The following is a 14,175-nucleotide window of genomic DNA, read 5'->3' as shown; positions in this document are numbered from 1 at the left end:
CCACAATCCAGCATTGCTACAGGCTTATCACCCAATCTTTGATTGCCTTACTGGTATCCGTTTTCCATGTGGATCTAAAGTGCCATTGCTGTTTGCCGCAAAATTCTGCAAGTTACTAATATGTTAAATTTGGAAGTCGCTTAAATGAGAAATAAAAAATACAGCTTAACCATGCCGCTGCTTTTACTGGGTTGGATTTTTTCGATGCTACCGGCTCAAGCAACCGACACCCCTTATATACCACTCACCGATTTTGGTGATAATCCCGGTGCGCTGACAAGCTTTTATCTTCCTGTGACGCAAGCCTCAAATGCTTCTCATGCAGGGGATTTATCTTTAGTCGTGTTACTGCATGGTTGTATTCAAGACGGTGTCGAATTGGCGGATAAAAGTGGCCTAACGTCATTGGCGTTAGATAATCATTTTGCGGTTTTAGTGCCACAACAAAGCTATGACAATAACGTAAAGGGTTGTTTCAACTGGTTTGCAAGTCAAGATACGCAGATAGACAGTGGTGAAATGTTATCGATAAAAAACATGATAGTCACCACTCAAGAAAAACTAGCTGCCAAGCATGTTTATGTCATCGGGTTATCAGCGGGTGGCGCCATGGCGAGCGCTGCAATCGTCAATTATCCAAATCTATTTCAAAGCGGAGCAGTCATCGCTGGGTTGCCATATCCCTGTGCCGACAATTTGATCAAAGCCATCTCTTGTATGAAGCAAGGGCCAGCGCAGTCGGTTGAAGAATTAGCCCAATTTGCTAAAGCAATACACCCTCAACAAACACGTTGGCCTTCATTAAGTATTTGGACAGGTGACAGTGACAATGTCGTCAATGCTAACAATGCGCAAATGCTCGCATCTCAATGGCAAGTGTTAACTCAATCTAACGCTAAGCCAACGGTGTCAAATGAATCTGGATACAGTATTTCGCGCTGGAAAGATCCTCAGAATAAGCAGTCAATCGAACTCGTTACTATTAACGATTTTGGTCACGGCATTGCCGTCAATCCAGACATAAAACATGGAGGTGAAGAAAGTGATTATCTGCTTAGGGCACCAATAAGCAGTGTGATAGAAGTGATTAAGCTTTGGGGGCTTTAATCAAAGTAAAATATATAACATTCTGTTTTTGTTATTAATTAATTGTTTGTTTTTTTAATACCTAGACAAAAACACATACTACTATAGTACCGATTCAATGCTGTTGAAAATGCGATACAGTCAATATGTGAACAAATAGTTATAAATCAAAATCAGTCGTAAACCAGAATTAGTAGTAAGCAAAACCATTAATAATAAATATTACAACGGGGATCTGTATGAAACAGAATACTATTAAAATGAGCTGTATTGCTTTAGCCATTTCGTCAGTGTTAAACGCGCAGTATGCCGTTGCCGCAGAAGAACAAAATAATAGCGGCGACAAACAACCTGTATTAGAGCGCATTGAAGTGACAGCACGCAAAACAGTTGAAAGCTTGCAAAATGTACCTGTGGCAGTGACATCGGTCAGTGCTACCGAGTTGGCAGAAAACGGCATCAGCGTGATGACTGAAATTCAGCAGTTTTCGCCCAATACCACATTACAATCTAGCCGAGGCACTAACTCTACGCTTACCGCTTTTATTCGTGGTGTGGGTCAAGAAGATCCACTTTGGGGCTACGAGCCTGGGGTTGGCATTTACATTGATGACGTCTATATTGCGCGTCCGCAAGGTGCAGTGTTAGACATTCTTGATGTACAACGTATTGAGGTACTTCGGGGGCCACAAGGCACGTTATACGGCAAAAACACCATTGGTGGTGCGATTAAGTATGTAACCAAAAAAATGTCTGGTGATGGAGAGTTAAGCCTTAAAGGTACCGTCGGCAGTTATGGCCAAAAGGATGCCAAAATTGCAGGGCAGTTACCCATTGTTGATGACAAGCTCTATGTCGGTTTTGCCTTTGCGAGTTTAAACCGTGACGGTTTTGGTGAATTTAAAACCTCGGCATTAGATGGCCAAGATACCGAAAACTATAACAAAGATGTGATGGCGGGTCGTTTAAGCGTTGAATACACGCCAACAGACGATCTGTTTATGCGTTTTACGTATGATAAAACCCAAGATGACTCCAACTCAAAAGGGGGCTATCGCCTACTTCCTAGCTTATTAACTGATGCACCAGTACCTGATAGCAAATTCGACTCCTACACCAGTATGCCTACATGGAACAAAGTCGAAACAGAAGGGTGGAGTGCGACGGTTGAATATAACCTCAATGAAAATTGGAGCGTAAAGTCGGTGACAGCCAAGCGTGAAGGCGAGTCACTGACTAACATCGACTTTGATAATACCAGCTTACGTATTTTCGATGTGCCCGCTATTTACGAAGATGAGCAATTTAGCCAAGAGTTTCAAGTGAACTATGTGGGTGATAATCTCAACTTAGTGTCGGGGATTTATTATTTTGACGGTGATTCTTGTGGTGTTTTCGATGCTATTTTAGAAGAAGCCTTTAAAGCATATGGTGGTCTAACCCGTGAGGTGAGTGGCTGTAATAATAGCGAAAGCTATGCTGCTTATGTGCAAGGTTCATACGATTTCACTGAAAAGCTATCGATGACATTAGGCGGTCGTTACACCCGCGAATCTAAAGAAGCCACGGTTTATAATGGCGTGATATTCGATAGCATTTATCCAGAAACTGACTGGTACCCTGGATTTGTACGCGATGACGCCTTAATTGAATCTCAAGTACCTAAAGTGCTAGATGATGAAGAAACATGGTCTAAATTCAATCCGCGGATCGGTTTAGAATACCAAGTAAATGAAGATATGATGGTGTTTACCAGCTACTCACAGGGGTTCAAATCGGGTACGTTTAATCCACGAGCAACAGGTGCTGAACCAGCTGTTGATCCTGAAACGGTTAACTCATATGAAATTGGCATGAAGAGCGAATGGAACGATAATCTTCGTGTTAATGCCACGCTATTTTACCTTGATCATAAAGACCGACAGTTTGTCACAGTGTTACCCGGCGAGGACAGTTCAGACCTTAATCAGCGTTTAGGAAACATCGGTAAGTCAACCGCGACAGGCCTAGAGCTTGAAGTTGAATACGCTGCGACAGACTCACTTAACTTATTTGCTAATGTCGGCTTAATTGACGCTACTTTTGACGAAGTGATCTCTTACGACGACCTCGGGACTAAAATAGATATTAGTGATACATACACCATTACTAATACCCCAGACACCACGGCAAACCTAGGGTTTAGTTACAGTATTGAAGCTGATATTGGCAGCTTTATCATTAATGGTAATTACTATTACCGCAGCGATTATGACTTAGCGGTAGTGGATAACTTATTGAGTCAGGATGGATACGGATTGCTGAATTTTGGTGTGAATTGGTATAGTAATGATGGCCATTGGAATGCTGGATTACATTGGAAAAACGTCACCGATGAAGAGTATTTAGTGGGTAACTATGCCTTTGTCACGCCAACAGGCAATGGTGATTTTACACCAGGGCTAGGCGGCGATAACACCCTAATTGGATATTATGGCGACCCAGAGACCATTTCATTAACCGTTGGCTATGTCTTCTAAAACCTTGTTTAATTGATGTAGATAAGGATAGCCGGTCTCTTTAGAACCGGTTATTCTTTTTATTGCTCATAAAGAGTGAACCATAACAATATCAACGCAATGTTAGGGAGCCAATGATGTCTCAAATTAAAGTGGCCATTGCAGATGACCATCCACTATTTCGTGCCGCGTTAACCCAAGCCGTGCTTAAAAGTGTTAACAATGCACAAGTGCTAGAGGCGGAAAACTTTCAGGAGTTAATCGCTATTGTGGAGCAGCACTCAGATATTGAGCTTATCTTTATTGATTTGCATATGCCGGGAAACGATGGTTTTACTGGACTGACGTTATTGCAAAATCACTTCCCCGACATTGTGGTTATTATGGTGTCATCAGACGACCAGCCGGAGATTATCCGTAAGGCGATCAATTTTGGCGCCAGTGCTTTCATTCCAAAATCAGCCAATCTAACCCAAATATCGACGGCGATTGATACTGTGCTTGAAGGAGGTGTTTGGCTTCCAGATCACACCAATATCAGTGCCGATCAACACACCGCGGCAGAACATCAACGTTTAGCAAAGCAATTAGCTCAACTCACACCGCAGCAGTACACTGTGCTGGCCAATATTGCCAATGGTAGGCTCAACAAACAAATAGCGTATGATTTAAACATTAAAGAAACCACAGTAAAAAAACATGTCTCAGCGATTTTACTCAAACTCGAAATCAATAATCGCACGCAAGCTGGGCTGGTGTTTCAACAATTAATGATTACTTCAACTGAAAACCAGCAGGTGGATGTACAAGCATAAATCGATTGCCCTAACGAACGGTTATTGTCGCAATGAATAGTTATCGCCATTGATTGCGGTTACTGATCGATAATAAGAATAGCGATAAAAAGAGTTAACCCAAATGCCTCCATGTGAGGCATTTTTTGTGGTCATTAATCTATTGAAAATATTAGTTATTCAGGCGTCAGTTGTTTAATTATCCGCTTTAAGGCTATTGCCTTAAGTGGTTTACGCACAAAGCTAAATTGCGCACTGCTGGTGTGTTGCCTAACGGCTTCCGAAGGGTCCGCTGAGCAGATAACACAGGTGGGTTGGTTACGGCTTATCGTCAGGTGATTGGCTAATAAATACTGTACTAAGTCCACACCATTTTTATCATCTTCTAAGTGATAGTCAGCAATAATCAGTTTGGGTTGTGGGTTATTTGCCAATTGCAGTATGGCACTGGGTTGGTCTTTTGCGGTAATGACATTACATCCCCAATCGCTGAGTAATGTAGAAATCGCTTTTAGCATCAGGTCGTCATTGTCGATAACCATCACGGTGATATTAGTGTTGTCACTGCTTATGTCATCTTCGGCCGTTTCAGTCACTTTTACTGGTTTTTTCTGCAGTAATACACGGGGTATTTCAACACTAAAACACGTGCCTTTACCCACTTCAGAATGCAGCGATATGTTGATATCCAACAACTTGGCAATTCGATCGCATATCGCCAAACCTAGTCCTAATCCCGGAATTTCACGAGTGAGCTCTAAGCGTTCAAATTCACAAAAAATGGCTTGTTGTTTATCGATCGGAATACCTGGGCCATTGTCCCAAACTTGGATTAATAAAGCGTGCTCAAGCCGCCTAACGCCTAATAACACTTTAGGGACAAACTCGGTATTGCTAGTCAGCAGATTTGCTTTATTGTCAGGCGAAGACGTTTGGGATATTACTTGCTGATTGCGTTTGCCCGAAGGGGAGTAATGAAACGCATTAGATAAAAAGTTCTGAATAATACGGCGAAGCAGTCTTTGGTCACTTTCTACAAAACAAGAAGATATTTGGTAGTTAAAATCAATACCTTGTTGAACCGATAATGCTTTAAATTCATTGACTAATGTTGACAATAAATCATCAATCGCAAATTGGCTTTTTTCGGTTTTTAGCGAGTTACTGTCTAAGCGAGATATCTCAACCAGATCGGATAGTAAACTCTCCACCACGCTTAATGAGTCTTCAATATTGGTTGCGAGGTCATGCAGTTCAGTTGATTTGACCCTTTGCTTTAGCATCTCAGTAAATAAGGTTAAGGCATTAAAAGGTTGCATTAAGTCATGACTGGCCGCGGCCAAAAAGCGGGTTTTACTGCTATTAGCAGCTTCCGCTTCAGCTTTGGCTTTTTCAAGTTCCTGAGTGCGGCTTTCAACCCGTTTTTCAAGTGTTTCATTGGCCAGTTGTAAGGCTTTTTCTGCTTCAATGTGGGCAGTAATATCAGCAAAAGTACTCACAAAGCCGCCGCCTGGCATGGCTTGGCCGCGAATCTCCAGTACTTTTCCATCTAACATAGTGCGTTGGAAATGATGAGGGCTACCGCAGCGCATATGAGCTAAGCGCTTTTCAACTAGCTGGTGAGCCTCGTCACCGACAATAATACCTCTGTCGATATTAAATCTAATCAGTTGTTCAATGTGCAGACCCGCTTTGACGTAATCTTTAGGGTAACCTAACAGTTCAATATAGCGTTGATTCCAAGCCACTAAGCGCATATCGGCATCGACAACACTGATGCCTTGCTCAATATTCTCCACGCCAGATTGCAGCAGTTCTCGGTTAAATTCAAAGATTTGGCTGGCTTCGTCGACAATGCTAACTACATCTTCTAGTGGCACCTGCTGGCTGCGTGATGCGGCGCTCATCACCATTCTGGTAGAGGCAGAACCGAGTACGCCAGACAGTTTTAAGCGAGTGTAATCAACAAGCTGTTGTTGCTGATCTTTGCCTGTGTGTTTTTTAGATTCTGCAATAAGTGCATCTGCTTCGTCTTTGTTAATAAAACGATTTAATAAACTGGCTAAATCCTCTACTGATAAGTGCCGTTCTAGTTGAATCTGTTTTCTGTTTACAAATAAGTCAGCTTGTAAAACCTCGCCAACGCTTTGTTCTTTAAGCAGTGAAATCACCACAAAGCAGCTAATGTTAGCCACTAAACTGTAAAATACGCCGTGGCTAATATTATCCAAACCGCTTAAGCCAAATAAGGCTGTCGGCGTTAACCACGCAATATCAAATAATCCAAATTTAACCCAATGTGCATCGGGAAAAGTAGCCGGCAACAGTAGCGTATAAAGCCACACAATACTGCCCATTATTAGCCCCACAAAGGCACCTTGGGTGGTGGCATTTCGCCAATATAAGGCGCCTACCGCGGCGGGCGCAAATTGAGATAACAACACAAATGACAACAAGCCAATACTGGCTAAATGATTTTGTTGATCGATAAAGCGTTCAAATGCAAAAGCGGATAATAAAATGACCGCGATAGAGATACGACGTAAATTTAATAAAATGCCTGATAACTGCGGGGTTTGTTGAGAGCTAAATTTTGGTAGTCGTAATAGTAATGGCGTTAAAATTTCTGTCGAAATCATCGTGCTCAATACAATTGCCGCCACAATAACCATTGCGGTTGCCGCCGCGAGTCCACCGACATAAACCAATATGCCTAGCCATGCTTGTTGATAAAATAGCGGTAATGTTAGTACATAGGTATCTGCGCCGACACTGCCGCCAGGGAAGCTAAGCTGCCCAGCTAATGCAATCGGCAATACAAAAATATTAATCAATAACAGGTATAATGGCACCATCCAACGTGCTGATTTAAGCTCTTCGTCATGATTGTTTTCAATCATCATCATATGAAATTGTTGCGGTAACGCATAGATAGTAATAGCACCCAAAATAACCTGAGAAACCACAAGGTAAGTCGAGTCTGATTGGCTGGTTTGTTTAATATGTTGGCCTTGAGTCAGTAAATCACCAAAGCCATCGAATATAAAGAAAGTGGCAAAAATACCGACGGCAGTCAGGGCAAATAACTTCACGATAGAGCTAAACGCAATAGCCAGTACTAAGCCTTGATTGTGTTTACTGGCAGACAGTTGGCGGGTGCCGAACAAAATACTAAAGATAATTAATACAATGGTCACCACAAATGCGGTGCTAATACCGGACTGAAACGTGCCTGTTAGTAAATCAAAGCTGGTACTGATGGCCCTTAACTGCAAGGCAATATAAGGAATGGTTCCCAGTAGTGACACTATGGCAACGCTGGCGGCAATTTTAGGCGAACGGTCAAAACGGCACGCAATAAAGTCGGCAATAGAAGTGAGGTTTTGGCTTTTGATTATTTGCAGCGTGCGCATTAGCATCGGCCACGCCAGTACTAAGCAAATGATCGAACCAATATAAATTGGGGCCAGCCATGCGCCCGTTGTTGCAGCTTGTCCAACGGTGCCATAAAACGCCCATGATGTGCAGCATACCCCTAACGACAGGCTATAGACCCACGGCTTTTGGGCTAATTTTGTTATGGAACGATTTTGCCCCCACTGTGCAACCACAAACAGCATTGCAAGATAAGCAATCGAAATTGAACTGATCAACCAAGTATCGATAGATAACCAAGCCTGCAAGTTATTCCCCAATTATTTTTATTGTTTATCCTTGCGAAACTACACTAGACGCCCTGTTTGATAAAGATTTTTAATGATGCGGTGCACTAAGGTAGTACTTATTTATCCATACCCATCAGATAACATGATTTAACTCCATTAGTGTCATTTAAGGTACCGATAGCGCCTATGAAAATAACCCATAGATATTTGGTCGAAGGTTTAGTCTTTACGAGTTATGTGCTTTTTGCCATGGCATGGGTTGGCGGCACCGCCAGCATGAATAACATTATGGCATCGATGCAGATTGAGAGTTTAGCGTCGGCAAGTTTTATCAGTGGTGCCGTCACGCTCGCAAAAATAGTCGGTACGTTTAGTGCTGCGTACGTCGCGGTAAAGTTTGGGATAAAGTACGCCTTTTTGTTAGCCGCGTTATTAATTGTTGTTGGGATAGTGACACCGTTAGCGACGAGTTATGAGTTACTGTTGGTGAGTCGTTTTCTAATGGGCTTAGGCGGAGCCTTTATGATTGTGTACTTTAACCCGATTGTGATGCTGTGGTTTTCCCCTGAAGACCGCCCAGTGGTTAATGGTTTAAATGCGGTGGCATTTAACGTAGGTACGGCAATTATTTTATGGGGCATGACCAGTATTAACGCCCTCACAGGCAGCTGGCAAAATAGCTTAGTGTTGTTTTCAGGCGCGAGCTTGGTTCTGGCCATTGTGTGGCTACTGGTTAAGTTTGATACTCCACAGCCAGCGAATAATGCATCTGGAACAGAGCCTGCAATATATGGTTATCTTGAAGGCTTAAAAGATAAGTTCAATTGGGCTTATGCTTTTACCTATTCTGGGCTGCTTTCGTTTTATATTTGTCTATTCACTTTCTATCCTCAAGCGGGGATAAGCCAAAGTAAATGGGTGATTGGTTTTGGTATTGTCGGCACCATTGCGGGGATGTTATATAGCCGTAAAAATCCGTTACGTCTTCCTATTCTTCGCTTAAGTGGTTTGATTATTTTTATCACCGTTTTGGGGTTATCTTTTAGTACTGAGCCTTGGCTGCAAATAACATGCGCTATCATATTGGGCTTTTTTATCTTTTTCCCTGTGACTGCATTAGTGTCTATTCCTCACGAACTTCCTGATATGACGGGGCAAAAAATCACCGTGGTGTTTAGCCTGTTTTGGTCAATCAGCTACCTGATTTCGACTATTGTGTTGTGGGTGTTTGGCAAATTGGTTGATTTAAACGATGGCAGTTATGTCAGTTCATTTGTGATGATCACCATACTCAGTGGCACCGTTTTTGTTGGCAGCTATTTTCTACCCGAAACAGGAAAACCAAAGGAGTGAATATAATGCGAGGAACCGTTTCCCCTAAACTCACTGATTTTCTGGCGTTAGCCAACAGCAATATCGCCTTGGCTAAACAAAATAATGTCCAATTTACACCGACAATATTGCGCGAAAGTCTACATAAACTCGGCGCGTTAATGAGTGATTCACTAGCGGTGAGTTACATAGCAGATAAAATGCTAACGTTACCCGACCGTACAATTTCCGTCAGGATTTATAGCCCTGCACCAGATAAACCTTTGCCAGTGTTATTGCATTTTCATGGTGGCGGGCACATGTGTGGCAGTGTGGCGCTTTACGATCCTATTTGTCGTCACCTTGCCAGTGCAGCGCAGTGTGTGGTGATATCGGTTGAATACCGGCTCGCGCCTGAATATCCATATCCTGCAGGGATTGATGACTGCGAACAGGTATTAATACGTTACGCTGAGTTACTGGGTGATGTTAACCATCAACACTATGTCACTATTATTGGTGACAGTGCTGGTGGCGCCATTTGCACCAGTTTAAGCATGAAAAGTTTGACCGATAAGCGGATTAACATCGACCAACAAATTCTTATTTACCCGAGTGTCGATTACACCTTAAACAGCCCATCATTAGACAGTAATGGCACTGGATTCTTACTCGAAACCACTCGTATAAAGTGGTATTTCGAGCAGTACTTTCAATCTACCGATGTAGATGTCATTAAACAGGCTTCACCTTTGTTTGGGGCTATGTCTGTTAAATTGCCTAAAACCCTTATTTTTACTGCAGGCTGCGATCCGCTTCGGGATGAGGGCATAGCCTATGCGAAGGCCTTAACTGCTGCTGGTGTTGATGTTGAACATCATTCGTTCGACGGCATGATCCACGCCTATATGTTGCTGCACGATGTAGTGAAAGATGAATGCATGGCAACCTATCAACACATTGCTAAATTCATGGCCTAGTTTGTCATCATTAATTGAAGCCTTGCCTGTTAGGCATTAAAAAGCCCTTATCGATGTGAATAAGGGCTAACATTGAATATAATGCTACCATTTTATAGAACAATAACTCCAAGCTTATTGCGCTGTCCACGCACCATCCATTGGTAAAGCTGCACCGGTAATGCCTCTTGCGGCACCACCACAAAGAAATAAAACAAACTCACCGATTTGTCTCGGTGCCAGCATTTCTGGTAACGGCTGCTTGGCTGTCACGAGTTGATATTTAGCGTCTTCATAACTCAAATTTTTATCGCTTGCTATGCTGTCAATTTGTTTGCCGATAAGCGGGGTATCCACCCATCCAGGGCAAATTGCGTTGACGGTAATTCCTTGTTCAGCGCATTCAATCGCGACCACCTTGGTTAAGCCAATAATTCCATGTTTTGCTGCACAATAGGCTACCTTATTGGCCGAGGCGACTAAGCCATGTACTGAGGCAATATTGATAATTCGTCCCCACTTTTTTTCAGCCATTGCAGGCACGACTTTTTGAATCGTATGAAAAGCGGAAGACAAGTTAATCGCAATGATGTCATTCCACTTTTCGACCGGAAAGTTTGCGACATCTTGGGTGTGCTGAATCCCAGCATTGTTAACCAAAATATCAATACTGCCTAATGCATTAATCGCACTGTCCATAAACGCATGTATGCAGTTAGCGTCTCTTAAGTCAGCATTGCTGAAAAAGGTCTTTATTTGGTATTGGGTTGCAAACTCAGCTGCTAAAGTCTGCCCTTCATCTTGGGCCATTAAGCCATGCAATACGATATGACAACCTTGTTCGGCAAGTACATGCGCGGTAGCGAGGCCAATGCCGCTAGTGGAGCCGGTAATAAGTGCCACTTTCCCTTTGAGTCCAGTTTGTAACGTCGACATAGTATCGGTTCCCTTAATTCAATAGTGGCAATGACAAGGTATGTCATCAACCTTTGTGTCATGTTTTATGGCGAGATCATGTCTAGTGCATATTCTCGCTAACATCTGATTGAGTACTTTCAGAGTAAAACAATTACAGCACTATTTAATTGGCACCTTAGTACCATAAGAACGGGGATAGGGTTGTCGATACATTGAAGGGGAGTCGATGGTTTATTAAACCATATCGATAGGATCATCGACAGGATCTACATTTTTTGATTATTGAGTTCTTGGTTAAAAAATTCTTAGTGAATAGGCGGGCGCATTACCAACTAATCTCTTTGCCTTGCCAATCTAAGTAACTGGCTTCGCCGTTGGGCTCAATATCGGCCATGATGTTATACAGCTGGCTGGCAACAAATTCTGGGGTAAAAAGCTTGCCTGCAGGCACATTAGCCTGAAAGGGTTTTGATAATGGAGTGTCCGTGGTACCAGGATGAAACGCGATGAGTTTGACTCGTTTAAGGCGTCTGGCATATTCAACCGCAGTGGTTTTGATTAGCATGTTTAATGCGGCTTTTGACGCGCGATAGCCATACCAGCCGCCTAAACGGTTATCTGAAATACTGCCAACGCGGGCGCTCAAAATACTTATCACACACTTTTGTTCGCCAGTGACTTTATGACGCGGTAGTGACAATAATGAGGTGAGGGCGCTTAGCCATAACATAGGCACAATACTGTTGGCATAAAACAACTGTTCTAACGAATGAGCATCAATATCCTCAATGCGTTTCTCTGGCATTAATGTTGAATCTTTAGCCGAATGAGGCCCTAAAATTGAATCAGCGTTTTGCGGTTTTTTACTGTGCAAAATACCATTACACATCACTATTCGTGTCACTTTGCCTGCAATGGCTGCGATATTGGTAACACATTGTTCTATTGAGGTTTGCTGATAATCACAGCTGAAATGATGATGGCTAATATTGTCCGTAAGCTCATGTAGTATCAAATTATTTTGGCGGCTAACCGTAATGATTTGTAGCGGCGAAGTATCATACCTGTTTGACTGCTGGCTTGATGCTTGCTGAATAACGGCTTGATCAGTATAGGCTTGTTGAGTAAAGGTTTTGGCAACAAAAGCTTGTGCTATAAGCGATGACGCGCCAATCACAATAATGGTTTCTGGTGTCGTAGAATCGCTCATGCTATTTGCCCTTACTTTATTTTACAGTTGCCATTGTCACAGCGTTTTTGACCTGTCAGCAAATAAGATATACGGTAACGATTACGGGCAAAGGCCAAATACGCGAGGTCAGCAACAGGTTTAATCAGCGGTAAACGTAATAACTTTATCCAACCATGTTTACCGGTTAATCCCCAAGCTTTTGAGGTAACATCTAAACCATACAGCCAACTACCATCAGCTTGTAAGCCATGTAGTACCGTATTGGCGTGCACTACATCTAAATCAGGAAAACGCAGATTAATATCAGCAGCGTTAATGTCTTCAAGGCCGATGCGGTTTAAATTGTCATAACGCTTTAATTGCTTCATTTCATTGAGACACAGCGGGCAAGTGCCATCGTAAAAAATAGTCAGTTCCATCATTTACCTCTTTATGCCAATGCTTACTAAACACACATTTTGAATGCTTATATTGACTATTGTACGCCCCAAACACCAAGCCAGTTTACTTTAGTTAATACGATCAAAATTTTAGTCAAATCGTTTAGGTTTATGATCTTTTTATTTCACCTTGGCGTATACATTCAAAACAATTCACAAGGGTTCAATAATGCCATTAAGCCAAGCCATTATTAAGGTGACCAATTTACGCTTGCGCACGTTTATTGGGTTTAACCAAGACGAACGTGAAAAACAGCAAGACGTGGTGATCAATATCGAGATCCATTATCCAGCCGATCGATCGTTTCAAACCGACGATGTTGCCGATGCGCTAAACTACAAAGTAATCACCAAAAAAGTGATTCAGCATGTCGAAGAAGGCCGTTTTTTATTATTAGAAAAGTTAGTTGCCGACGTATTAGATATTTGTCGTGAGCACCCAACCGTTACCCTGGCCAGAGTCACCATTGATAAGCCTCATGCATTGCGTTTCGCTGATTCAGTGTCGTTATCTTTAGAATACCAAAGCTAGTCAACCTATTATTTAAGGATGTTATTATGACGACCATTAATGACATAACTCGCGCAGAGTTGTCTGCAGAAGCATTAAAAGTACAACAAGCGTTAGTCGCCCATGGCCTTGAAACACCGTTAGTGCCAAGTGACATGACCAGCGAGCAAAAATACCAGCGCATTAAAGGCTTAATGACCGAAGTTGTGTCGACGCTAGGGCTAGATTTAACCGATGACAGCTTAGCCGAAACTCCGCACCGCATTGCCAAAATGTACGTGAACGAAATTTTCTCGGGTCTCGATTATGCTAATTTTCCAAAAATCACTCAAATCGATAATAAGATGGGTGTTGAAGAGATGGTAAAAATTAGCAATATCAGTGTTGTGAGCACTTGCGAGCATCACTTTATTACTATCGATGGTTTCGCCAAAGTGGCATATATTCCCAAAGATAACATTATCGGCTTATCGAAAATTAACCGAATTGTGCGATTTTTTGCTCAGCGTCCACAAGTGCAAGAGCGCTTAACTCAGCAGATTTTAGTCGCGCTGCAAACGTTGTTGGCGACCGATGATGTTGCAGTGAGCATTAACGCCACCCATTACTGCGTAAAATCTCGTGGCATTATGGACACCTCGTCAAGCACACAAACCACTGCACTTGGCGGCTGCTTTAAGGCCAATCCTGCTAGCCGAGCCGAATTTTTAGCATAACTTTTAGCGTAACGTTTAGCATAACGTTTAGGCATAGCTAGCCTGAACTCGGGATCGCTAGCGCCACAGCATGATTTTTAATAAT

Annotated in this window: 11 protein-coding genes; 7 read left to right on the top strand and 4 right to left on the bottom strand. The window is 42.5% G+C overall.

The genetic code is table 11. From position 1 onward, the window contains the following. Positions 1 to 144: 144 nt before the first annotated feature. The 3 genes from H5202_RS04900 (at position 145) to H5202_RS04890 (ending at position 4,399) form a co-directional block, all read left to right on the top strand. The gene (locus H5202_RS04900) at positions 145 to 1,107 is read left to right on the top strand and encodes an extracellular catalytic domain type 1 short-chain-length polyhydroxyalkanoate depolymerase (protein WP_259397189.1); all 963 of its coding nucleotides are present in this window, start codon (positions 145 to 147) and stop codon (positions 1,105 to 1,107) included. A 218-nt stretch (positions 1,108 to 1,325) separates the two neighbouring features. Continuing rightward, the gene (locus H5202_RS04895) at positions 1,326 to 3,605 is read left to right on the top strand and encodes a TonB-dependent receptor (protein WP_182771068.1); all 2,280 of its coding nucleotides are present in this window, start codon (positions 1,326 to 1,328) and stop codon (positions 3,603 to 3,605) included. A gap of 116 nt (positions 3,606 to 3,721) precedes the next feature. After that, entirely contained in the window at positions 3,722 to 4,399 is a 678-nt protein-coding gene (locus H5202_RS04890; protein ID WP_101086054.1) for a response regulator transcription factor, read from the top strand. 155 nt (positions 4,400 to 4,554) lie between these two features. Here H5202_RS04890 and H5202_RS04885 read toward each other — a convergent pair whose 3' ends face one another. Further along, the gene (locus tag H5202_RS04885; protein ID WP_182771067.1) at positions 4,555 to 8,061 is read right to left on the bottom strand and encodes a hybrid sensor histidine kinase/response regulator; all 3,507 of its coding nucleotides are present in this window, start codon (positions 8,059 to 8,061) and stop codon (positions 4,555 to 4,557) included. Positions 8,062 to 8,229: 168 nt separating this feature from the next. Here H5202_RS04885 and H5202_RS04880 point away from each other — a divergent pair, with 168 nt between their 5' ends. Together H5202_RS04880 and H5202_RS04875 are read left to right on the top strand one after the other, a co-directional pair. Beyond that, a complete protein-coding gene (locus tag H5202_RS04880) occupies positions 8,230 to 9,396 on the top strand; it encodes an MFS transporter (RefSeq protein WP_182771066.1) in 1,167 nt (388 codons plus the stop codon). 5 nt (positions 9,397 to 9,401) lie between these two features. Further along, a complete protein-coding gene (locus H5202_RS04875; RefSeq protein WP_182771065.1) occupies positions 9,402 to 10,334 on the top strand; it encodes an alpha/beta hydrolase in 933 nt (310 codons plus the stop codon). Positions 10,335 to 10,448: 114 nt separating this feature from the next. Here the strand turns inward: H5202_RS04875 and H5202_RS04870 are convergent, their stop codons facing one another. The 3 genes from H5202_RS04870 to H5202_RS04860 all read right to left on the bottom strand — a co-directional run bounded on the left by H5202_RS04870 (position 10,449) and on the right by H5202_RS04860 (position 12,842). After that, positions 10,449 to 11,249 carry a 3-hydroxybutyrate dehydrogenase gene (locus H5202_RS04870; protein ID WP_182771064.1) on the bottom strand — a complete coding sequence of 267 codons (801 nt, stop codon included), beginning with the start codon at positions 11,247 to 11,249 and terminating at the stop codon, positions 10,449 to 10,451. 307 nt (positions 11,250 to 11,556) lie between these two features. Further along, entirely contained in the window at positions 11,557 to 12,441 is an 885-nt protein-coding gene (locus H5202_RS04865) for an SDR family NAD(P)-dependent oxidoreductase (RefSeq protein WP_182771063.1), read from the bottom strand. A gap of 11 nt (positions 12,442 to 12,452) precedes the next feature. Then, positions 12,453 to 12,842, bottom strand: a complete 390-nt coding sequence (locus H5202_RS04860) for a thiol-disulfide oxidoreductase DCC family protein (RefSeq protein WP_182771070.1) — start codon at positions 12,840 to 12,842, stop codon at positions 12,453 to 12,455. 190 nt (positions 12,843 to 13,032) lie between these two features. On the opposite strand from H5202_RS04860, the gene folX reads away from it, so the two are divergent. Together folX and folE are read left to right on the top strand one after the other, a co-directional pair. Continuing rightward, on the top strand, positions 13,033 to 13,395 hold the full coding sequence (folX, locus tag H5202_RS04855) for a dihydroneopterin triphosphate 2'-epimerase (RefSeq protein ID WP_011638602.1): 363 nt from the start codon (positions 13,033 to 13,035) through the stop codon (positions 13,393 to 13,395). Positions 13,396 to 13,421: 26 nt separating this feature from the next. Next, a complete protein-coding gene (gene folE, locus H5202_RS04850; protein WP_102036080.1) occupies positions 13,422 to 14,090 on the top strand; it encodes a GTP cyclohydrolase I FolE in 669 nt (222 codons plus the stop codon). Positions 14,091 to 14,175: the final 85 nt, after the last annotated feature.

This window comes from Shewanella sp. SG41-4, from assembly GCF_014164505.1.
Classification (GTDB): domain Bacteria; phylum Pseudomonadota; class Gammaproteobacteria; order Enterobacterales; family Shewanellaceae; genus Shewanella.
The sequence above is the reverse complement of the archived record's forward strand: the minus strand, read 5'-3'. Positions and strand labels throughout refer to the sequence as shown.

Bases quoted from the DNA above. Each gene is read 5' to 3' on its own strand.
- H5202_RS04875 (WP_182771065.1), top strand. From the start codon at position 9,402: ATGCGAGGAACCGTTTCCCCTAAACTCACTGATTTTCTGGCGTTAGCC.
- folE (WP_102036080.1), top strand. From the start codon at position 13,422: ATGACGACCATTAATGACATAACTCGCGCAGAGTTGTCTGCAGAAGCA.
- H5202_RS04865 (WP_182771063.1), bottom strand. From the start codon at position 12,441: ATGAGCGATTCTACGACACCAGAAACCATTATTGTGATTGGCGCGTCA.
- H5202_RS04880 (WP_182771066.1), top strand. From the start codon at position 8,230: ATGAAAATAACCCATAGATATTTGGTCGAAGGTTTAGTCTTTACGAGT.
- H5202_RS04870 (WP_182771064.1), bottom strand. From the start codon at position 11,249: ATGTCGACGTTACAAACTGGACTCAAAGGGAAAGTGGCACTTATTACC.
- H5202_RS04900 (WP_259397189.1), top strand. From the start codon at position 145: ATGAGAAATAAAAAATACAGCTTAACCATGCCGCTGCTTTTACTGGGT.
- H5202_RS04860 (WP_182771070.1), bottom strand. From the start codon at position 12,842: ATGGAACTGACTATTTTTTACGATGGCACTTGCCCGCTGTGTCTCAAT.
- H5202_RS04895 (WP_182771068.1), top strand. From the start codon at position 1,326: ATGAAACAGAATACTATTAAAATGAGCTGTATTGCTTTAGCCATTTCG.
- folX (WP_011638602.1), top strand. From the start codon at position 13,033: ATGCCATTAAGCCAAGCCATTATTAAGGTGACCAATTTACGCTTGCGC.
- H5202_RS04890 (WP_101086054.1), top strand. From the start codon at position 3,722: ATGTCTCAAATTAAAGTGGCCATTGCAGATGACCATCCACTATTTCGT.